Origin of the sequence: uncultured Arthrobacter sp. (assembly GCF_964021775.1) — a bacterium.
Taxonomy (GTDB): domain Bacteria; phylum Actinomycetota; class Actinomycetes; order Actinomycetales; family Micrococcaceae; genus Arthrobacter.
In genome coordinates this window covers 1-19,747 of record NZ_CAXHZI010000022.1, presented here as the reverse complement: position 1 = coordinate 19,747, position 19,747 = coordinate 1, and the positions used below count along the sequence as shown (strand labels likewise).

Sequence of the window (19,747 nt, the reverse complement as noted above, 5' to 3'; positions counted from 1 at the left end):
GTGGTAGTTCATTCCTCAACGCCGGTCCGGGCCCGGGTGCGGACAACGAGGACCGGGCAAGGCGCGTGATGAAGGATCTGCATGGACACCGAACCCAGCAGCATTCCTTCAAATCCGCCCAGGCCGCGGGACCCCACGACCAGGAGGTCGGCGTCCTTGGCCGCCCGCAACAGCACATGGGCCGGGTGGCCCTGAACAACATCGCCGGTCACTGTGACGCCTTCGCTGTCCACGCGCCGCAGGGTCTCGTTCTGGAGGCGGCGGGCGACTTGCGGGAAGACATCCGGGTTCCGGATCAGGCCCTCCATCCCGACGGTGACGGGCGGAAAATCCCACGCCGTCACAACGCGGACCTGGCCGTGGCGCAGGTGCGCCTCCGCGACTGCCCATTCCAACGCGAGACGCGACGGGGCGGAGCCATCCACCCCGGCAAGAATCCTGAATTCTCCGTCGCCAACCATACATGCAGCCCTCCGCGCGGTCCTTCGCAACTGTTGTCTTTAGTGTGTCCTGCGCTTGTTTTTCACCGCAAGGGCCTAAGTTCCCAGTCTGTGTCTCCAACCCAGGAGATGAAACCGAATCCGGTACGGGTTCGTTGTACCGGAAGGCGCCCTGCCACGGGGCCGGTAATCTTAATCGAAAGCCCGCAAGGAATGGAGGAGGACCGTCATGACCGCAGCTGAACATCGCACCGCGATCACGTTCCTTCGCCATGCGGGTCTTTTCGGAGCCGTCCTGACCCTTATCGCCGGAATTTTTGGCATGCATGTCATGACCACCACCCACGCGCTGCACGCACCGGCGATGGCGGCAGGGGCCGGCAGCGCACATCACGAATCATCCAGCGCCCGTCACACGGAACCTCTTCCCGCGTCTTCCAACCCGGATATGCCAGGAGTTCAGACCGGTTCAGCTCCGGGTGCCGTGCAGTGCTCGGACTCGGACAACTGCACCATTATGCACGCCATGACCGCGGCCTGCACCCCGTCAGCGAAGTCAGGGTCCCTGGCCGCACCGTTGCCGGGCCCCGGGGTCACCGTGAGAACCACCACCACCGGGGCCCTGACCGATAACAGCACAGGCTGGTCATATCTTCCCGGCAGTCCTTCACCGGGTGAACTCTGCATCAGCCGAACGTAAAACACCGGCCTGCGCTGTGAACTGACCAGCGCTTATCCCCGCCTGGTGCCGGCTCGTTCGAGCCCACTCTCCGGCGAATCACCGATGCGCTCCCATCCACCCCGGCGCCCACGCGCCTATTGAAGTCGTGAAGGACCCAGAACCATGATGAACAAAAAACTCCTCGCTCTTTCCACCACCGCCGTCGCCGCAGCCCTCACCCTCGCCGGCTGCTCCACTGGTACGACCTCCGGTTCCGCCGCCACCTCCAGCTCCGCCGCAGCCGGCAATTCGATGCCGGGCATGGATCACGGCAGCTCGGGGATGATGTCCAGCAGCGCACCGGCAGCCTCGGCCGAGTACAACGCGGCCGACACCATGTTCGCCCAGGGGATGATCCCCCACCACGAACAGGCCGTAGAAATGAGCGAGATGATGCTGCAGAAGAAGGGCATTCCCGCCGCGGTCACCGACCTGGCCACGAGGATCAAGGCGGCCCAGGCACCGGAGATCGAGACGATGACGGGCTGGCTGAAGAACTGGAACGAATCCGCCACCATGGGCGCCGGCCACACCATGGACGGCATGATGGGCGACGACGACCTCAAGAAGCTCGAAGCTGCCCAGGGCACCGAAGCGGCCAAGCTCTTCCTGACCCAGATGATTGCCCACCACGAAGGCGCCGTCATGATGGCAAAGACCGAAACGTCCCAGGGCAAAAACGCCGACGCAATCAAGCTCAGCAAGGACATCGTGACCGCTCAGGAAGCCGAGATCAAGGAAATGAAGGACCTGCTGGCCACCCTCTAACCAGCACATCTCACGGCGCCGGTCCCTCCCCGGGCCGGCGCCTTCGGCTGCCTCCCCCAACATCCCCTGGCCCCCTTCGTCTTTGGAGTCCCCATGCCCCTGCACGCTCTACGCCCCCATCGCTCAGCGGCCGCCGCCGCCGGAGCAACCGCACTGATTCTCGCGTTGTCCGCCTGCGCCGCCCCGGGGACGACCTCCGGAGCTGCCGGTACCGGCCCGTCCCCCGCCTCTGGGCAAATCCCCAGCTCCCACGTTCACGGCCTAAGCGTGAACCGGGAAACCGACCAAGTGCTCCTCGCAACCCACGCGGGCCTGTTTGACGTCACCAAATCTCCCGCCAGCAAGATTGGCGGTACCAACGACCTCATGGGTTTCACCGCCGCCGCCGAGCAAGGTGTTTTCTATGCTTCCGGGCACCCGGGCCCAGGCTCCGACCTGCCCAATCCCCTGGGACTGATCAAGTCCGTGGACGGCGGAAAGACCTGGGAACAGCTCTCCCGCCAGGGCGAATCAGACTTCCACGCCCTGACCACCGCCCGGTCCGGGATCGTCGCGTACGACGGGAAAATGCGGATCAGCCACGACGGCAAAACCTGGACCGACATTGCAACCGGTTTCGTTCCCGCGGCCCTGGCCGGCACACCGGAAACAGACACTGTTCTCGCCACCACCCCGGAAGGGCTGCAACGTTCCACAGACGGCGGCAAAACCTGGCAACGGGTCACCACGGCTCCGATTATCCAGTTCGCGGCATTCGCCAGTGGGACTGAAGTCATCGGTGTAGAGCCCAACGGCACGGTCCATCATTCAGCCGACGCCGGAAATACCTGGACCCGCGCGGGCCGCATCGAGGGCCAGGTCCAGGCGATCACCGCAGTGAAAGGAGCAGAAGGCAAACCCTGGATCTGGGCCGCCACCACCGAAGCTATGGTCACGTCCACCGACGGAGGGGCGACATTCCACCCCGCCGATGCATCCTGACCCGGTGGTTGTGTCAAGCAGTTTCGGCTCCGTGGTGACGGTTTGATGTGGCTTTTAGCGTCCGCGGCACCTCTTTAGCGATGTACCTTCCAACTCGAGCCTGTCACAGCCACCCCGAACGGGTTCATCAATTCGTCACCGGCGCCTCTTCGCCTCATGTGACATCACTGCTCGCCTTCTGATGTTCGCGGCCGGTTTAGGTGACGGTGAGCTCGGTGTACATCCCTGCCCAGTAGTGGCCCGGGAGATTACAAAACAGTTCATACCGCCCGGGCTGCAGGTCAAGCGTGACCCATCCGGTCGCGGACGGCAGGATCCCGTCGCCCTCCCCCTCGGCGCAGGTAGCTGCGGCCTCGCCCAGGCTGCCGGCCTCGTCGACCCTTCCGTCCCGGCCCACCGGTCGGGTTCCCGCGCTCTGGGTGCCTGCCAAGGGGACGACCAGCATCTCATGGGGAATGGTGCCGGCATTGGTAACCAGGAAGGTTAGTTTGCCATGGACCACGGTGGCCCGGTCGGCGGTCAGGCGCATGCTGCCGCTCATCATCCCGGGCCCGGCCATCATGGACCTTCCCCTGTCGGTGGTGGTGACGTCGATGACGGATCCGGCGAGGGTCGGCACTGAACAGCCGTTGGCTGCGAGATTTCCTGCCCCGCCCGGATTTATGCCACTGTCTAGCCGCGCGACAGCCGTCATGGACAACGCGGTCAGCAACAGGGTCGCGATAAAACCCCGATCATGGTCTGCGTGTTGCGGGAGAGTGTTTTCACGGCTTGCGTCGGAGAGCAGCCCGGCGTTCATTCAGCTCGGTCGCGTCGATTTCCCCCCGCGCGAAACGTTCGTTCAGGATCCGCTCAGCCTCATCGTGAGGAGACCCGTAGGATGCGCCCCGCCACTGTCCTCCGCCGCGGACCAGAAGAATCACGACGGTGACCACACCCGCCCAGAACAGCAGCATCATCAGGGCCATGACAATCCAACCGACCACACCCCAGTCGCCATACCCTCCGTACATCATCCCCGGACCCGCCTTTCAATCCCTGCCGCCGTTGCTTACACCTTGGCGTGGTCAGAGTGGGGCGAACAGAGCCATTAGTCACCCATGTCAGCCCGTCCTAAGGCCAGGTCACTTGGCGTGAAGGAGTTTCCGGCCATCCCGGCGCAACTCTCCCGTGGGTGAGATATGCCGGCATAGGGTCTGGCGGGTGATGCCGAGTTCGGCGCAGAGTTCGCAGACTTTGGTTTCGGGCTTACCCATGGATGCCATGGCGAGCCGCAGCTTCGCCGGGGTCATTTTGTAGGGACGTCCTCCGCTGCGGCCGCGGGTCCGGGCCGAGGCCAAGCCGGCGAGGGTTCATTCCGAGTTCAGTTCGCGTTCGAATTCTGCGAGGGCCGCGAAGATTCCGAAGACGAGATTGCCGGAGGCGGTGGTGGTGTCGATAGCGGCGCCCTGCCCGGTGAGGACCTTGAGTCCGATGCCGCGTTCGGTCAGGTCGTGGACGATGTTAACCCAGATGGCGAAGGTCCCGGCCCAGCCGGTCCAGTTTCCACACCACCAGGGTGACGCCGCGATCACGTGGTCGCCCATCAGGCGATTGCTAATGCCAGGGCACTGGCACCTGCAAAGGATTTTTCCTTTAAGCGAATAGTTCCTTACCCTCCCTTATGGCTCGCCGAAACAGCTCCATCCGGTCCTTCGATAGAGCCCTACCGGGTCAGTCGGTCACACTCGCACCCGTACGTCGACTACGTCGACGACTGAGAATTCTCCTGCAGACCGATATTGGCAAGCCTACTGACTATCCAAGCGTTGCCGTTCCATATCGGTAATGCTGGGTTTCCCCTGGACAACGGCCTCGGTTTGCAGGGTAGGGTCTCTCAGCTTCTGGCTGGCCTTTTCAGGTGTTTTGTTGTGTTGGGCGCCCATGGTCCTTCGCGAAGGAAGCGAATATTTCTGAGGTGAAATTCCCTGCCAGGCCGAATTGCTTTTGGAGGGTGTGCCCGAGATCATCGAGGGCCGTTTGGAGAATCCGGCCGTTGAGTTGGACGTCCCTGTCGCCTGAGTCCTGGGCTTTGGCACAGAGGGCGAGAGTGTAGGGGATGGAAGCAGCCAGGGCGATGCGGGAGTCGGCTTCACGGAAGTAGTAGGTCTCGGCGTTCTGCGTCATATCGATCCGGACCTCGGTGATGCCCGCGGTCAACTCCTCGAGTATCCGGCTTCCGGTCACCGCCCTGACTTCGGTGAGGCTTTGGGCGTACTGGTTTTCTTCCAGGTGGTGCAAGCGGACAGCAAAAGCCCGCCTTCGTCCAAGCGCGGGATAGATCTGGTTAAACCAGGACAACGCGGCGGTGAGCAGGGCGAACCCGATCAGGCCCTGAAGGGGAGAGAGAAGGCGGAGCCAGGGATTGATGGGAACGACGTCGCCGTAACCCAGCGTGGCGAGGGTAACCAGCGAGATATACAGGGCTTCAGAGAAATTGTCATACCGGCCCGGGTCCACTCCAGGGGAGTAACTGAAGCCTTCCGGGACATGGGGGTAATAAATGAGCGCCCAGCCCAGTGCCTGCAACAAGGTCCAGACGGCAATGACCGCGACCAGCGCCGCCGGACCGGCTATGCCCCCCAATCTGTGCCCGCTCATCCGGGAACTCCGCCAGACTCCCGCGGTAATCCAGTGACTTAACCGGCCCCTGCCGCTGGGATGCAGCAGGGTATGGAAGATGTCGTTCAGGCCAGCCACTACTACCGCAACCCCTAGAACGGTCAGAAAAACATCCACGGCAGGTTCACTCTCCACTTTCCCTGTTCGCCCGGCCACCACTCCTGGCGGGATAGCCAAGCCATTGATCATAAGATTACTGTCTATTAGGGTCGGCGGCCTGCCGGTCCCCTTCGTACAAGGATCAGGAGCAGAACGATGACTCATATCACTTCAATGCTGGAAACCTATCCCAAAGACCTCGGCGGCATCGATCGTCAGAAGCTGGCCGACTGCATCGCAGCATGTTTTGAGTGCGCACAGACTTGTACGGCCTGCGCCGACGCCTGCCTCGGTGAGGACATGGTCGCTGAACTGACCAAGTGCATCCGTACTAGCCTGGACTGCGTGGACATCTGCGCCACTACCGGCAACGTCCTGTCCCGCCATACCGGCTACGACGCGAACATCACCAAAGCCGTCCTGGAATCCTGCGCGGCAGCGTGCAAAGGCTGCGCGGACGAATGCGAAGAGCACGCCGGCATGCATGAGCACTGCCGTGTCTGCGCCGAAGCCTGCCGGCGCTGCGAAACCGCCTGCAACGAACTCCTTGCCTCCCTTGGACGCGAAGCTTCGCAGTAAGACAACCCCCGCCCGCGCCCACGCGGTAAGGCGCGGGGCACTGATATGGCCTGTGCAGATTCATATTGGAGGTAAGAAAAACGATGCAAAATAACATGGTGGGAACAAAAGTCCGTGCAGTCGCGGCCTCAGCGGTACTCGCACTGGGGGCCGCGGCGGGCGCCGGTGTCGCCGGAGCGGCCCCAGCGCTGGCGGATGCACCGGCGCAAAGCCAGGAGGCAGCCACTTTCGAAGTGGATTTCCTCACCGGCATGATCGATCACCACGCGATGGCAGTTGCCATGGCACAGACATGCCTGGAGAAAGCCACCCATCAGGACCTAAAAGACCTGTGCCAGTCGATCATCGACGCGCAGCAGCAGGAGATCCAGAAGATGCAGACCTGGCTGCAGGACTGGTACGGCATCAACTACGAACCGCAGATGAGCGAAGGCGACATGCGCTCGATGGAGCGGTTGGCTAATTTCAGCGGGGCCGAGTATGAAATCCGCTTCATGCAATCCATGATCCGCCACCACTGGCGCGCCATCCGGGAAGCCGAGGAATGCCTCGACAGCGCCGAACACCCCGAACTCATCGAACTATGCTCAAACATCAAGGAAGTGCAACTGGCCGAAATCAGCCAGATGCAGACCTGGCTGGAGCAATGGTACGACCGTAATGGCGGACGGCCGGCACGGACCTGATCGAACGCATCGCCGTCGCACCAACCAATGACGAACCCCGCGCTGCCTACATGACTGTCTCCGCACAAACGGGAGCGTGTTTTTGGCGGCGCGGCCGATCGGAGCAAAGATTCGATTTTTCCTCCGGTTTTGACGTTACCCCCGGGTTGAGGCTTTAGCGTGTGAGGTACCAGGAGGAGGTGGAAGAAAATGGCATTGCAACAAGATGAGGTTTACCGTTGCCCGGATTCGTCGTGCGCCTGTGAAATCACAGTCACGAAGGGTGCGGCCGAAGGCCACGGCGGGGACAGGAATCCGACGTGCTGCTGAGGGCACACCATGGAGAAGGTCAACTAATAAAAGTACGGCTACGGGCCGCCCAGTATCCGGCTGCTCTTCACGTACCGGGTTACCGGAGGCTGTGCCCTCGCAACCGTGGCGCTAACTCTGCTGGTGCTGGAGCCGACCGGCTCCGACTTGGGTGTCACCGGCGTTGTCGGTGCCAAAATCGTCCCGGTTCTTCTGCTCGGCCCGGTGGCCGAACCGACATGAAGAGCTCAACATCGAGGAGCTTCAGCTCGTAGCGGCCCCGGGGTACGGTACGGTAAGCATACTGATGATCCGAATTTTGGGCTCACGAACGAAGGGAAGCGCGTGTCCGCCTACCTGAATCTGGCGATCACCTTCGCGGTTGCGCTCGTGGGGGTGGGTGGCCTGTACGCGTTGCATCAGTTGACGGCCGTAGCCAGGAATCCCTTGGTCAGCAAGCCTTACACCAGCGGCTGGATTCCTGAACAGCACGCCCTCTCGCGGTATCACGCCCGCTACTACCCGGTGACGCTGGTCTTCCTGGCGTTCGACGTTGAGATGCTCTTTATGTACCCGTGGGCTGTTGTGGTGTCTCGGTTGGGCGCTTCGGCTGTCATAGAGATGTTTGTGTTTCTGGGTGTGTTGATGGCCGGTGTGGTGTGGGCGTGGCGCGAAGGAGCCTTCAAATGGGCCTGAGGAACGTGCTGGCGAGGGCTGCGGTGACACGCTGCCATGTGTTTTTGGTCGAGGCCTTGGCGGGCAGCGGCTCCAGGATGGCTGTGGAACGCTTCATCGCCGACAGGGGGTGGGTGGAGGCTCTTTCACCTGGCGACGCGGACATCCTCTGCATCTGCGGAGAGGTTCCGGATGACCAGACCGACGCGGTGGAGCGCCTCTGGGATCAGTTGCCGGGCCCAAGGAGCAGGACCGTGGTCACCGGGCCGGAACATGCCGGGCGGGCGCTGGACGGCTGCGTGGACGAACTGCTGGCCGTGGACGGACAATCCCGGCTCGAAGCGGGACGCAGCGCTACTGAACCGGAACAGGCCGACGACGGCGGCATGGACCACGGAGGCGGGGACTCCCACGCGGACATGGATCACGGCGGCATGGACCACAGCGGAATGAGCCACGAGGGCATGGATCACGGCGGCATGGAGATGCCGATGCCCGGCGGCATCGGCTTGGCGGGCGAGGGAAAGGACCGCGACGGTCTTGATTTGGATGCCCTGAAGGTGCCGCTGGGCCCGTATCTTCCGTTCTGGCCTGCCGGGTTGGTCCTGCACTGCGAGCTGCAGGGGGATATCGTTTTCGCCGCTAGGGCTGAGTACGCGTTCGGCCAGTCCACTGAATCTCATGTTGGCGGGCCGTTGGGGACGGACCGGGCGGCCTTGGTGCGGCAGTCGGATCTCGTGTCACGCCTCCTGCATCTGGCCGGGGCCGCACGGGAATCCGCGAGGGTGCGGGGTGTTCGGGACGCTGCCCTGGATGGTGCGGCGTTGGATGAGTGCCGGCGGTCGCTTGCGGCAGTCGGCGCACGGCTGCGCCGGGACTGGCTGTTGCGGCGGACGCTGCAGGGAGTCGGCCGCATCCCGCAGGGCGGGGAACCCGGGGAACTCGGCGGCACGGATGCCTGGGATCGGCTCCTGGCCACGCTGAATGGCGCTGCGGCGGCCGGCACTGCAACCGCGGGTGGAGTGCCGTTGGGCGTCCTGCCGGACCTGGTCCGGGGACTGGAGTTGTCCGTGGTGCGGCTTATCGTTGCAAGCGTCGACCTTTCGCCCCTACCGGTACCGGCAGGGGAAGGGCAGGCACGATGACTCCGGGCATGGTGCAGCAGCTTCCTGCCTGGGGGCCGCTGGCGGCCCTGGCGGCGCTGGTGATGGTGGCCTTGTCCGGGGCGACGATCAACGGAGTCCTCGCTGCACGCTTTAGTGGGCGCCGGGGCGGAGGTTTCGCTCCAGTTGCGGAGGCGGCCCGGCTGCTGCGGCAGCGAAGGCGGTCCACTGTGGCCGCCGACGAGCTGCTGCGCAAGGTGGGCGTGGCCGGGTTGACCGTGGCCGCGGGGCTGAAGGTGGCCGTGTTGCCTGTGGGTGCGTGGGTTGTGTCCGACCTCGCCGTGGGACTGGTTTGGTTCAACGCGATGGACGTTTTGGTGTGGGCCTTCGTATGGCTGGCCGGTTGGGGGCAGAACAGCGTGTTTCCGCTGGTGGGCGCCTACCGGTTCCTGGCCTTGGCCGTGGCCTATGAACTGCCGTTGATGTTTGCGTTAACTGCTCCTGCCGTGGCGGCGGGCAGCCTGCGCATGAGTGACATCGTTGCCGCGCAGGAGGGCCTGTGGTTCGTGGTGTGGATGCCGGTCGCCTTCGTGGTGTTCCTGGCCGCGGTGCTGGCATTTTCCCTCCAGCGGCCCTTCACCGCCCCCCTGTCCGCAGACATCACAGGCGGCGTGACGGCAGAGCTTTCCGGTGTGGACCGTTTCCTTGTCCTGACCGGCCGCTATGCGCTGCTGTCGGCAGGTGCCGGCTTCGCCGTGGCCTTGTTCCTGGGCGGCGGGTCAGGCCCGTTGCTGCCGGACTGGCTCTGGTTCCTTGGTAAGACCGTCCTTCTGCTATGGCTGCTCGTGGCCCTGCGCCGCCGCATCCCGCAGCTGCGTCCGGAGCAACTGATGGCCCCGGCCTGGGTGGTGGGACTTCCCCTTGTCCTCCTGCAGGTCCTTGTTGTCGCCGTCATCACCATTAACGGAAGGAGCAGCTGATGCCGGAAACAGTACTTTTTGCCGTCCTGGCCCTGATCGCCGTTGCCGCCGGGGTGGCGGTGTTCCGCACCGATTCGATGGCGCGCGCCAGTTACGCGTTGGCCGTGTCCTTCGTGGCGGTGGGCCTGATGCTGCTGCAGTTCAGGCTGGAGTACATCGGGGTGATTACCGTCCTGATGATGGTCATGGAGATGGCGGTCATGGCCATCTTCATGGTCATGTTCATGGGCATGAACCCGGCGCTGATGCCCATGGACATGGTGCACAACAAGAAGCTGTCAGCGGCGACCGCCGTCGGGCTGTTTCTGCTGCTGACGGCAGGGATTCTACTCGCGGACTGGCCGGAGAGCAGAGGCCCGGCAGGTGGAGAGCTCACCGCGTCCCTCGGTGAAGCCCTCATGGAACCCAAGATGCTCGTGATGCTCGTCATCAGCCCGGTACTGTTCGCCACGGTGGTGTCGGCCCTGGTCCTGGCAAACCCGCGCGGAAGGTACAGCGTCTACCCGCTGGTCCCCGCGGGGCAGGATGCCGACGACGACGGACAGGGCCAGGAACAGGACCAGGCGGATGGGTCCGGCGGACACGTGGCCCAGGGCATGCAGGGGATGGACCACGGCGCCGGACAAACTGAGGGACACGCTGATGGGCACGGGCAGCACCACGGGAGCGGTGGGCGCCAATGACACTGGAACTTGTGTTGATTGCCGCGGCCGCCCTGTTCTGCGTGGGCCTGTATGGAGCACTGTCGCAGCAGGTGGTGGTCATGGTCATGATGGGCCTGGAGCTCATGCTCAACGGCGTCATCCTGGCAGCAGCCGCGTTCTGGTGGTTCCTCGCCCCGGCACCGGACGGCCAGGTGCTGCTCCTGGTGGTGATTGCCGCCATGACGGTGGAAATGGCCATGGGCTTTGCCGTTGCCATCCTGCTGCACCGCTCCCGTCAGACGGATATGACCGAGATGGCATCGGACCTGGCCGGATGAGCTGGCTGCTGATCCTGCTCATCGGGCTCCCGGCTGCCGCCGGAGCGGCGCTTGCCGTGGCCGGGACGAAGGCGGACCGTTTCGCGGCGGTGCTCTCCGTCGTCGTTTCTGCCCTGGTGCTGGGTGCCGCCTCCGCAGCCGCGGCCGTGCGCCCCTCCTTGGCCGCGCCCTTCCTGGCGGGAAGCGAGTTCGGCTTGGGCGTTGATGCCCTCAGCGCGCTGCTGCTCCCGGCCGTTGCCGGGGTGGCCTTCCTGGTCCTGCTGTACGCGGCCGCGTCCGGCCTCGGCCCACAGGCCCGGTTCCACGGACTCATGCTGATCTTCATCGCGTCGGTGCTGGTCACCGTGACTGCCACCAGTTTGTCCGCGCTGCTCTTTGCGTGGGAGATCATGGGAGCCGCCTCGTACGCCCTTATCGGTTTCCACTGGAGAGAGTCGCGGCGCGTATCGTCCGGGCTGACGGCGTTCGTGGCCACCCGCACCGCGGACCTTGGACTGTACGTTGCCGCGGGGGCGGTAATGGCGGCCGGCGTCTGGTCAGCGGATGGCATGTCGCTGGCCGGCCTGGACAGCCTGCCCGGGCCATGGCGGGACATTGCTGCCGGCGGGATACTGGTCGCAGCGCTGGGAAAGGCGGCGCAGCTGCCGTTCAGCTTCTGGCTGTCTCGGGCCATGGATGGTCCCAGTTCGGTCAGCGCCTTGCTGCATTCGGCCGCGATGGTGGCCATGGGCGGGTACTTGCTCCTTCGGGTCCAGCCCCTCCTGGCCGCCACCGGGTGGGCTGCGGATGCGGCGGCGTGGGCGGGTGCGGCGACCGCCGTGGTCCTCGGCGTCATCGCTGTAGGCCAGCAGGACCTGAAGCAGCTCTTGGCGGCGTCGACGGCGGCGCAGCTCGGGTTTGTGGTGATGGCTGCTGGAGTGGGTGATGCTGCGGGCGGCGCCGCGCACCTGATGGCCCACGCAGCAACAAAGAGTGCGTTGTTTCTGGCGGCGGGGGCCTGGTTGGCGGCGCTCGGGACCAAGAATATGCCCGCTCTTCGCGGGGCTGGGCGCCGCTGGCCCTTGCTGGGCGCCTCGTTTACCCTCGCGGCGCTTAGCCTGGCCGGAATCCCTCCGCTGTCGCTGTGGGCCACCAAGGACAACATCCTCACCGCAGCACGCGAACACTCCCTCCCGCTATATGTTGCCGGGCTGGCAGGCGCTGTACTCGCTGCCGCCTACGCCGCGCGGGCGGTCGCGCTGATCTGGAAACCGGTGCTCCCCGAAACTGCGTCCGGCTACGACACCGAGGAGACGGGCAGCAGGAAGGTCACCGGCTGGCAACAGGCCCCGATAGGAGTCCTGGCCGCCGGCGCCGCTGTTTCCGGCCTTCTGGTGCTGGGCGTAACAGGTGACATTGTCCGCGGCATGCTGGGCGGCAGGGCACAATCCTCCCTGCTCGAACTCGCCATATCAGGGGTACTCGCCGTGGCGGTCCTGGTTCCCGTGTGGGTGCTTGGCGGGAAACTTCCACCACTGCCGGGGGTGCTGTCCTGGCTTCACATGGAACGTGCCGCCCACATCGTCCTGGTACGCCCGGTTCTTGCGGCCGCCGGTTCCCTGGCCCGGTTCGATGATGCCGTCCTGTCCCGCGGCGTCGAGCGCGCCGCCGACAAGGTCCTGCAGGGCGCACGGGGCCTGGACCGAACCGATGCAGTGCTGGATCACGGCACCGAAGCTGCGGCCGCTGCCACCTCCCGACTGGCCGGCCGCTCCGCCATCACGGATCTCTCCATTGATAGCGCGGTGAGCAGCCTTGCCCGCACTGTGCGGCGCGCAGGTGCAGCCGCCCGCCGGCCTCAGACCGGCCAACTGCACCACTATTACGTCCAGGCCGCCGTGGTGATCGTGGTGGCCGCCGTCCTTCTGATCGTCGTGAGGTAACTTTGCTCAGTCTCGCCATCCTCTTCCCCCTCGCCGCCGCGGCGGCCGTCCTGGCGTCCGCCGGCCGCAGCGGCATGGCCCGTACGGTCTTCCTGGCGGCGACCGCCATCGAGGTGGTGCTCACCGCGGTCCTGTGGGCCGGATACCGGGCCCCGGGGCCAAACGGTCTGGCGTATGAGGAACGGCTGCGCTGGATCCCGAACGTTGGAAGCAGCTACCACGTAGGGGCGGACGGGTTTTCACTGCCCCTGATCGGCCTCACCGCCGTCATCTTCCTTGGCTGTGCGGTGTACGACTGGGGCGCACGGGACCGGCCGGCCCCCCGGGCGGCGCTGTTCCTGTTCCTCGAAGCGACCAGTGTGGGACTGTTCGCCGCCCAGGACCTCATCCTGTTCTTCCTGTTCTTCGATCTGTCCATCGTCGGCATGTATTTCGTGATCGCAGGGTGGGGCCACGGGGACAAGGCACGGTCGGCCCTGAAGTTCTTCCTCTACACCTTCCTTGGCTCGCTGGCGCTGCTGCTGGGCTTCATCGGCCTCTACCTCGGCGCCGCGCCGCACACGTTCGACATTCCGGAACTGCTCCAGGCCCAGCCGCTACGCAACAACCCGGCCGGCCTCTGGGTGCTCGGCGCCGTCGTCGTCGGCCTGGCCATCAAGACCCCCACCGTACCGTTCCACACCTGGCTGCCCCCGGCCCACACCGATGCACCCGCCACCGGCTCAGCCGTCCTGGCCGGTGTCCTGCTGAAAATGGGAACCTACGGCTTCGTCCGGATCGCGATGCCACTCCTTCCCGACGCGTGGCGGGCATGGGTCCCCGCCCTGGTGGCAGTGGGCGTGGTGTCCGTTCTGTACGGGGCGCTCGTGGCCCTGGCCCAGAGCGACCTGAAACGCATGATCGCGTACACCTCCGTCAACCACATGGGCTACATCGTCCTCGCCCTGGCCGCAGCCGGCGCCAGCGGCAATCCCGCGGCCCGGGAAACAGCAGTGACCGGGGCCGTCACGCAGATGGTCAGCCACGGCCTGATCACCGGCGCCCTCTTCCTGCTGGCCGGCGTCCTCCACAGCCGTGCCGGGACCTACGACATGGGGGCTTTCGGCGGCCTGGCCTCCCCCGCGCCCCGCTTCGCGGCGTTCTTCGCCGTGGCCGCCTTCGCCTCGCTCGGCCTGCCCGGCTTCAGCGGCTTCATCGCCGAATTCCAGATCTTCGCCGGCAGCATCGGCGCCGTCCCCCTGACAGCCTTGGCACTTCCCGGGATTCTGATCACCGCTGCGCTCTTCCTGCGCGCGCTCCAACGCGTTTTTACCGGGGAACCACGGGGAAAGTCGACAGGGCTGACCGATCTTCGTCCGGCCGAGGCCTGGTCGGCAGGAGGTCTGTTGGTGCTCTCCGTGCTGATCGGCCTCATCCCGGCACCCTTGCTGGACACCATCAGCCCGGCCTCGGCATCGCTGGTCAGCCTGCTGGGAGGGTAGACGTACGTGGAATCGATGAACCCCGGCGCTGACGCCCTCGCGCTGCTCCCGGAAATCCTGATGCTGGCCGGCGCCATCGCCGCCCTGCTGGCAGGCTCATTCCTTGCCAAGGAACAGCAATGGATCAGCCGGATCATTGCACTGGGTGCGCTGGCAGCAAGCGCAACCGTGGCTGCTGCCGCCCTGGCTGGGGCGGCCACGTCCGCTTACTCCGGAAGCTACGAGATCGACGCGGGCACCGGCGCCGGGCGGCTGGTGGTGGCAATATCGGCCCTGTTGGTCATCGTGCTGGGCACGGATGAACTCCGCGGGACCGAGCGCGAAAGCGAAACGTACACCCTGGTCCTGCTGGCTTCCCTGGGCGCGACCGTGCTTACGGGTGCGGCCGACCTCCTGGTACTCATCGCCGGATTCCTCCTTGCCAGCATCCCCCTGTACGCCCTGATCGGCATCGGAAGAAGCAAGAGTGGCGCGGAGGCCGCGCTCAAGACCTACCTGCAGGGCGCATTCTTCGGCATCCTGCTCATGTTCGGTGTCGCTGTGCTCTACGCCGCCGCAGGAACCACGTCCTACTCCGGCCTCCGGCTGGGACTCGAACATGCCACCGGCGCGATTACCGGCGTAGGGCTGGTGGGTGTCCTGGCAGGGCTGATGTTCAAGGCAGGCGCCGTTCCCGCCCACTTCTGGGTCCCGGACGCCGCCGAAGGAGCCGGGATCGCAGCTGCCGCATTCGCCACCACTGTCCCCAAAATCGGCGGAATCCTCGCCGCCTACCGTTTACTAGGGGAGATGCCCGACACCGTGGCGTGGCCGCTGCTGGTCGCCCTGCTCGCCGCCGTCACCATGACACTGGGAAACCTCGCCGCCTTCGCCCAAACAAACCCCCGACGACTGCTGGGCTGGTCCACCGTCAGCCAGGCCGGATACCTGCTCATGCCCCTCGCCGTGGCAGGGGCCGTCCCGCTGGCGCTGCCCTCTGTGCTGGTCTATCTTGCAGGCTACGCAGCCAGCAACCTCACGGCGTTCGCCATCGTCGGGGCCCACCCTGACCGCAAAGAGCTCCGCGGCTACGAAGGGTTATCCACCGCCCAGCCGTGGCACGCCGTGGCACTTGTCGTGGCCCTGCTCAGCCTGGTCGGGACCCCACCCACCGGAGTCTTCCTCGGAAAACTGGCCGTCTTTACTGCAGCCTGGGATGGAGGCTTCTGGTGGCTGACCGCCCTCGCAGCACTCAACACCGTCGCCAGCCTCTTCTACTACCTCCGCTGGCTCGCCCCCGCCTTCCACGCCGCCTCCCCGGAATCCCCCGGAGCGGGCGACTTCAGCCACCGCGCCTGGCCCGCCCGCGCGGCCATTACCGCAGCGTGTCTGACTCTGGCCGTAGGCATCGGCGCGGGTCTTCCATGGGCCTCCCTGGCCTGATTCCGGGAAATCCACCAAGACTTTGGCGGCCCTTCGGAATGCTCGACTCCGGGGAGCCTTACAGCGGCATGCTGCGCCAACTCCTTCTTCCGTAGCTTGGCATAGAAAATGCCCAAATAGGTGGTGGTTTGAGGGCACAGATGATGGCCGCTGGCTTTGGCTCTGCGCGCCCCAATGTTTGGCCGCCGCAGCGGGAGAGCACGCAGCAACACAATCTCGCAGGTAATGCTGCCCCGCTCCCCCACGTCCATGAACCACCAGATGCAACTTCGTTGTTTGTCATTCTGATCCCCCATCATCGCTGGGCAGGCCCTCCGCGCAACCAGGGCGCTCCGCGCCGCTCACGATTCAAAGTTTTGTTCGGCGCTCCTCCGTCGCTTATCTCCTCACGAAACTTTGAATCGCTCCCGGTTCCCCGAGTTGCACTCCGGCCCCTCAGACCCAGCGCTCGCTCCGTCTATCAGAACGACGCACAAAATCTGACAGACACATCCGGTGCCGGCCAGTCGTTGAAGGAGAAGGAACGTGGAACCGCTCACCATCAAAACCCCAGCCGACGTCCTGAGCTTCGTTGGGCACACCCTCGGGTTCTGGCCGCACGAAAGCCTCGTGTGCATCACCCTGGACGCAAACCGCGTCGGCGCAACACTCAGAGTCGACCTCCCCACGCAGGAGGGCGGACTCAGGTACGCCCGTACGGTTGCCGATTACCTTGCCCACGACGCCAGCGCCGCCAGCGTGCTCTTTGTCGTGTACACCTCCGAGCCCCAGAAACCCGGGCAGCCTAAGCCGTACGCGGCAACCATTGCGGCGCTGACGTGCGCGCTCGCCGAACGCGGAATGTCTATTCGTGACGGGCTCCTCGTCGGAGACAAGACCGTTTCCCAGTACGAGGGCGATCCCCAGGACGACCTGACGCTGCCGTTGAGGGCGACCCAGTCCAGCCAGATCAATGCCGAATTCGTCTACCGGGGTAGCACTATTGCGCCCTCCAACCGCATTACCCTGCCGGCCCCGACCAAAGAAGGCCGCACCGCGGACGCCGTCGACAACCGGGTTGACACAATTCTCGCAATGAGCGACCGCGATGCGCTCAAGAAGGCCAGGACGCTTTGGGAGGGCATGTTGGATGCGGTCTCCTATCCGAACGAAGATCAGACCCTCGACCTGATTGCGAACTTCCAGGCCCCATCGATCCGCGACCAGCTTATGGCCGATATCCCGGGCATCGATGAGCCATTGGACCGGGTGCTCCTTGCCCAGACAAACGGTGGGCCTCAGTGGTCCCGGGTCGAATGGGCCCAGCAACTGCTGCTCCACGCGTACACGCACAGCAGCGCCAAGCACTCGGCTCCAATCCTCACCGCCATCGCCTTCGTCAATTGGTGGGAAGGCCGAGGCAGTAAGGCCCATCAGTTCCTGCAACTCGCCCTCGAAGCAGACCCGACATACCGTTTGGCCAGGCTCAGCGATCTAATGATCGGCTCCGGAATGGTAGCCGGCTGGAACATGGACAAGGACAGGGCCTTCCGGCCCTGGGGCCTAGAAGCATCGTAGCCCCGCAGCTACAGGGAATCGGAGGACGATGGCGGGCCGTTCCGGAGCCAGTTCTCCACCGCCGCGTTCCACGCGTCCGGATCGGAATTCCATTCCTGCGTGTGCTCCGCAGAAGGGAAAGTGAGCAACGTCGCCATCTCGGGGCGCCGGCTGACGAACTCGCGGGAAATAGCAAAGGGTGTCGAGCGGTCCCCTTCGTTATGGATGACAAGGATGGGAACGCTCAGTTCATCCGCTCGGGCCAAAAAGTCCAAGGCATCAAAGTTCAACGGAGCATCCAGCCCCGTGACCCAGTGCGTTCCGGATGACCCAAGCATCTTCAGGCCGAGCGCTGCAACCGGCTGCGGAAGCTTACTGGAGGTGGCGTTGTCCGCCAGCGTTCTTCTCCAGTCAAATACAGGTGCATTCAGCACCAGACCGGAAATGCGCTCCCGAAACTCCGATGAGGCCGCCAGCTGAAGGGCAATTGAGGCACCGAGGGACCAACCGAATAGCACTATCCGGCTTGCTCCCTGGCCCACAGCATACGCCACCGCAGCTTCAACGTCGTGCCATTCCGACTGTCCCAGGTGATACCGGCCGTCCGCGGAGGCAGGCGCATCCCGGTCGTTCCTGAATGAAACGACCAGGGAGGTGTACCCCAGCCGGTCCGCCACAGGCACGCCGCGGAGTGCGCCAGCCTTCGATCCTCCCAAACCATGGATATGTATAGCCCAGTTGGAAGGATCTCCGGACGACTGCCTTGGTGTGAACCTCCAGGCGGGCGCCATACCGTTCTCAACGGGAATCTGCACGTCAGAGAATGGCAGCCCTAACGGTTCCGGCGTCGGATAGACGTATCCGCTCCAGATACCGGCTCTGGCTGTCCGCAAATCCCCGGAGTCAACCCGTTCAACACGGCGGGTCACCGTACCTGCGCCAGCGTCCGTGGAGACGATCTCGCCGATGCAGGCATGCCCTCTGCCGTTGCCAAACCAGATGCTGTAGCGACCTGGAGCCGTCGTCCGGGCCGATGCAGGCAACTCCACCATCATAGTTTCTTCGGCGGCGCGAAACACACGACCGATTTGCAGATCCTCCCTGCGCAGCGTCTTGGGCACTACAACTTTCCGAGCAAAATACGCCGCCGCAACGAAGGCGGCGACCCCGGCCGTGCCACAAGCTACGGCCACAGCTGCAGCGGCCCTACGCATCGGCGTCGTCCTCGGTAGCTTTCAAGCGTTCGTCTATGGCTTTGCGTAGCCGCAGGAGCGTCTCCGGAGAAATCCCCTGCAGTTGTCTCGCAGCGAAGTTTCTCACGCGGTTTTCCCGCAGTGTCCGCAGTAGTTCGAGCTGTGCATCCACCAACTTGGGAACCTCGCCGTCGTCGTCCAAAAGGTACCCGGGGTCCACGCCGAAGAATTCGGCGAGGTTCTTCAAGAGCTGCGGGTCCGTAGCCATGGAACTGTCGCCGGCACGCATGTAGGCCCAGCGCGAGCGGGACAATGGCGTTCCGCGGTCTGACATGTGCTTGCGTATCTGCGGGTAGGTTAGGGGCGATGATCCCTGGGCCTCAATAAGATCCAAAAGGAGATTCAACTTCCGCGCGAGTTTCGCCTGAGGCTGTTCGGGGATGCCAGCGTCGCTGTCGGTCACGGAGTCATGTCCTCTTTCCGTGACAGCCGGGGCCGTCGATGCCCGGCTCCTGTCAACCGCGCTCCGAGATGCTGCTCCGCTTCTCGGAGAACTTCCATATCATCTTGACTCAACGATTGGGCAAGGTCCGGGTCCACGAACAGGGCGTCCTGGATCTCCACCAACATCCGATGCAATCGGCGTTTGGGGCCATCGTTGTGGTCGATCGCGGTTTGAGCCAAATTGAGCCGGATCTCGGATCGCTCGGACGTGATCCGGTCCCAGGGCCCAGTCAGCCGTTGGACAAGTACAGCTGCGGCCCGGGCATCAGACCTGCGCTCCAGCCGACGAGCGACGGGCGGCAAGGCCAAACCCACGCTGAGGAAAACCATCGCGCCTACGAACGCGACGTCGTAGACGAAGGAGAGACGCGTCATTGACTCGAGCTCTCCCATGAGATGAAGAAGGTCCATCCCCAGGACCGCAATGACCACCACCACAGCCAGAGCGCAGCCCACGCCAATGAACACGAAGGCGACGCGAAAGTACAGCCTTGCCATCTCGCCGCGGAACTTGAAACAAGTTAGGCCGGTGATGGCCACCACCGCGCCGATGTAGAGGAACTGAACACCCGAGTACACGGCAGCCGGCCACTGGCTCCCAAAATCCCTCATGAAGGAGGTCGACGTCCGCGGAGCATCAACCAGGCTGAAGCTGACAATCAGGGCCACAAGGGACTGCCCCGGGTTTGCTTGACTCCTGACTTGTGAGGATTCGGTCCTTGCAGC

Annotated in this window: 20 protein-coding genes and 2 pseudogenes; 14 read left to right on the top strand and 8 right to left on the bottom strand. The window is 64.4% G+C overall.

Annotation, left to right across the window (positions count from 1 at the left end; genetic code table 11):
* Positions 1 to 8 precede the first annotated feature (8 nt).
* Positions 9 to 461: a universal stress protein gene (locus tag ABIN76_RS14930; RefSeq protein WP_346960462.1), complete on the bottom strand. Its 453-nt coding sequence runs from the start codon at positions 459 to 461 to the stop codon at positions 9 to 11.
* Positions 462 to 669: 208 nt separating this feature from the next.
* Here ABIN76_RS14930 and ABIN76_RS14925 point away from each other — a divergent pair, with 208 nt between their 5' ends.
* The 3 genes from ABIN76_RS14925 (at position 670) to ABIN76_RS14915 (ending at position 2,910) form a co-directional block, all read left to right on the top strand.
* Positions 670 to 1,140, top strand: coding sequence for a hypothetical protein (locus tag ABIN76_RS14925; RefSeq protein WP_346960461.1), 471 nt, complete (start codon positions 670 to 672; stop codon positions 1,138 to 1,140).
* A 144-nt stretch (positions 1,141 to 1,284) separates the two neighbouring features.
* Entirely contained in the window at positions 1,285 to 1,929 is a 645-nt protein-coding gene (locus ABIN76_RS14920) for a DUF305 domain-containing protein (RefSeq protein ID WP_346960460.1), read from the top strand.
* Positions 1,930 to 2,094: 165 nt separating this feature from the next.
* Positions 2,095 to 2,910 (top strand): F510_1955 family glycosylhydrolase, encoded by an 816-nt coding sequence (locus ABIN76_RS14915; protein ID WP_346960499.1) that lies wholly within the window; start codon positions 2,095 to 2,097, stop codon positions 2,908 to 2,910.
* 196 nt (positions 2,911 to 3,106) lie between these two features.
* On the opposite strand, the gene ABIN76_RS14910 is transcribed toward ABIN76_RS14915, so the two are convergent.
* From ABIN76_RS14910 to ABIN76_RS14895, 4 genes and pseudogenes are all read right to left on the bottom strand, one after another.
* Positions 3,107 to 3,529 (bottom strand): sulfocyanin-like copper-binding protein, encoded by a 423-nt coding sequence (locus tag ABIN76_RS14910; RefSeq protein ID WP_346960459.1) that lies wholly within the window; start codon positions 3,527 to 3,529, stop codon positions 3,107 to 3,109.
* Between the two features lie 145 nt (positions 3,530 to 3,674).
* Complete coding sequence (locus tag ABIN76_RS14905; RefSeq protein WP_346960458.1) at positions 3,675 to 3,926, bottom strand: SHOCT domain-containing protein; 252 nt, start codon at positions 3,924 to 3,926, stop codon at positions 3,675 to 3,677.
* Positions 3,927 to 4,034: 108 nt separating this feature from the next.
* Positions 4,035 to 4,470 (bottom strand): annotated as a pseudogene (locus ABIN76_RS14900) (recombinase family protein); the annotation flags it as partial.
* Between the two features lie 336 nt (positions 4,471 to 4,806).
* Positions 4,807 to 5,760, bottom strand: coding sequence for a potassium channel family protein (locus ABIN76_RS14895; protein WP_346960457.1), 954 nt, complete (start codon positions 5,758 to 5,760; stop codon positions 4,807 to 4,809).
* Between the two features lie 66 nt (positions 5,761 to 5,826).
* Between ABIN76_RS14895 and ABIN76_RS14890 the strand changes: the two genes are divergently transcribed.
* The 11 genes from ABIN76_RS14890 (at position 5,827) to ABIN76_RS14840 (ending at position 17,345) form a co-directional block, all read left to right on the top strand.
* A complete protein-coding gene (locus tag ABIN76_RS14890; RefSeq protein ID WP_346960456.1) occupies positions 5,827 to 6,249 on the top strand; it encodes a four-helix bundle copper-binding protein in 423 nt (140 codons plus the stop codon).
* Between the two features lie 83 nt (positions 6,250 to 6,332).
* Positions 6,333 to 6,935 carry a DUF305 domain-containing protein gene (locus tag ABIN76_RS14885; protein ID WP_346960455.1) on the top strand — a complete coding sequence of 201 codons (603 nt, stop codon included), beginning with the start codon at positions 6,333 to 6,335 and terminating at the stop codon, positions 6,933 to 6,935.
* Between the two features lie 633 nt (positions 6,936 to 7,568).
* On the top strand, positions 7,569 to 7,919 hold the full coding sequence (locus ABIN76_RS14880) for an NADH-quinone oxidoreductase subunit A (protein ID WP_346960454.1): 351 nt from the start codon (positions 7,569 to 7,571) through the stop codon (positions 7,917 to 7,919).
* Positions 7,910 to 9,043 carry a hypothetical protein gene (locus ABIN76_RS14875; RefSeq protein ID WP_346960453.1) on the top strand — a complete coding sequence of 378 codons (1,134 nt, stop codon included), beginning with the start codon at positions 7,910 to 7,912 and terminating at the stop codon, positions 9,041 to 9,043. Before ABIN76_RS14880 ends, ABIN76_RS14875 begins: the two co-directional genes overlap by 10 nt.
* 8 nt (positions 9,044 to 9,051) lie before the next feature.
* Positions 9,052 to 9,981 carry a complex I subunit 1 family protein gene (locus ABIN76_RS14870; protein ID WP_346960452.1) on the top strand — a complete coding sequence of 310 codons (930 nt, stop codon included), beginning with the start codon at positions 9,052 to 9,054 and terminating at the stop codon, positions 9,979 to 9,981.
* A complete protein-coding gene (locus ABIN76_RS14865; RefSeq protein ID WP_346960451.1) occupies positions 9,981 to 10,664 on the top strand; it encodes an NADH-quinone oxidoreductase subunit J in 684 nt (227 codons plus the stop codon). Before ABIN76_RS14870 ends, ABIN76_RS14865 begins: the two co-directional genes overlap by 1 nt.
* On the top strand, positions 10,661 to 10,963 hold the full coding sequence (locus ABIN76_RS14860; RefSeq protein ID WP_346960450.1) for an NADH-quinone oxidoreductase subunit K: 303 nt from the start codon (positions 10,661 to 10,663) through the stop codon (positions 10,961 to 10,963). Before ABIN76_RS14865 ends, ABIN76_RS14860 begins: the two co-directional genes overlap by 4 nt.
* Complete coding sequence (locus tag ABIN76_RS14855) at positions 10,960 to 12,885, top strand: proton-conducting transporter membrane subunit (protein ID WP_346960449.1); 1,926 nt, start codon at positions 10,960 to 10,962, stop codon at positions 12,883 to 12,885. The genes ABIN76_RS14860 and ABIN76_RS14855 overlap by 4 nt, the downstream gene beginning before the upstream one ends.
* A gap of 2 nt (positions 12,886 to 12,887) precedes the next feature.
* Entirely contained in the window at positions 12,888 to 14,366 is a 1,479-nt protein-coding gene (locus tag ABIN76_RS14850) for an NADH-quinone oxidoreductase subunit M (RefSeq protein ID WP_346960448.1), read from the top strand.
* Between the two features lie 15 nt (positions 14,367 to 14,381).
* Positions 14,382 to 15,788: an NADH-quinone oxidoreductase subunit N gene (locus tag ABIN76_RS14845; RefSeq protein WP_346960498.1), complete on the top strand. Its 1,407-nt coding sequence runs from the start codon at positions 14,382 to 14,384 to the stop codon at positions 15,786 to 15,788.
* Between the two features lie 525 nt (positions 15,789 to 16,313).
* Positions 16,314 to 17,345, top strand: a complete 1,032-nt coding sequence (locus ABIN76_RS14840) for a DUF4192 domain-containing protein (RefSeq protein WP_346960447.1) — start codon at positions 16,314 to 16,316, stop codon at positions 17,343 to 17,345.
* 8 nt (positions 17,346 to 17,353) lie between these two features.
* On the opposite strand, the gene ABIN76_RS14835 is transcribed toward ABIN76_RS14840, so the two are convergent.
* The 3 genes and pseudogenes from ABIN76_RS14835 to ABIN76_RS14825 all read right to left on the bottom strand — a co-directional run.
* The gene (locus tag ABIN76_RS14835; protein ID WP_346960446.1) at positions 17,354 to 18,445 is read right to left on the bottom strand and encodes an alpha/beta hydrolase; all 1,092 of its coding nucleotides are present in this window, start codon (positions 18,443 to 18,445) and stop codon (positions 17,354 to 17,356) included.
* Positions 18,446 to 18,530: 85 nt separating this feature from the next.
* A complete protein-coding gene (locus tag ABIN76_RS14830; RefSeq protein WP_346960445.1) occupies positions 18,531 to 18,980 on the bottom strand; it encodes a hypothetical protein in 450 nt (149 codons plus the stop codon).
* Positions 18,977 to 19,747, bottom strand: a pseudogene (locus tag ABIN76_RS14825) (hypothetical protein); the annotation flags it as partial. The pseudogene ABIN76_RS14825 and the gene ABIN76_RS14830, both read right to left, overlap by 4 nt.

Coding starts and splice junctions, on each gene's coding strand:
- ABIN76_RS14930 (WP_346960462.1), bottom strand. CDS start 461: ATGGTTGGCGACGGAGAATTCAGGATTCTTGCCGGGGTGGATGGCTCC.
- ABIN76_RS14925 (WP_346960461.1), top strand. CDS start 670: ATGACCGCAGCTGAACATCGCACCGCGATCACGTTCCTTCGCCATGCG.
- ABIN76_RS14920 (WP_346960460.1), top strand. CDS start 1,285: ATGATGAACAAAAAACTCCTCGCTCTTTCCACCACCGCCGTCGCCGCA.
- ABIN76_RS14905 (WP_346960458.1), bottom strand. CDS start 3,926: ATGATGTACGGAGGGTATGGCGACTGGGGTGTGGTCGGTTGGATTGTC.
- ABIN76_RS14895 (WP_346960457.1), bottom strand. CDS start 5,760: ATGATCAATGGCTTGGCTATCCCGCCAGGAGTGGTGGCCGGGCGAACA.
- ABIN76_RS14890 (WP_346960456.1), top strand. CDS start 5,827: ATGACTCATATCACTTCAATGCTGGAAACCTATCCCAAAGACCTCGGC.
- ABIN76_RS14885 (WP_346960455.1), top strand. CDS start 6,333: ATGCAAAATAACATGGTGGGAACAAAAGTCCGTGCAGTCGCGGCCTCA.
- ABIN76_RS14875 (WP_346960453.1), top strand. CDS start 7,910: ATGGGCCTGAGGAACGTGCTGGCGAGGGCTGCGGTGACACGCTGCCAT.
- ABIN76_RS14870 (WP_346960452.1), top strand. CDS start 9,052: ATGGTGCAGCAGCTTCCTGCCTGGGGGCCGCTGGCGGCCCTGGCGGCG.
- ABIN76_RS14865 (WP_346960451.1), top strand. CDS start 9,981: ATGCCGGAAACAGTACTTTTTGCCGTCCTGGCCCTGATCGCCGTTGCC.
- ABIN76_RS14860 (WP_346960450.1), top strand. CDS start 10,661: ATGACACTGGAACTTGTGTTGATTGCCGCGGCCGCCCTGTTCTGCGTG.
- ABIN76_RS14855 (WP_346960449.1), top strand. CDS start 10,960: ATGAGCTGGCTGCTGATCCTGCTCATCGGGCTCCCGGCTGCCGCCGGA.
- ABIN76_RS14845 (WP_346960498.1), top strand. CDS start 14,382: ATGAACCCCGGCGCTGACGCCCTCGCGCTGCTCCCGGAAATCCTGATG.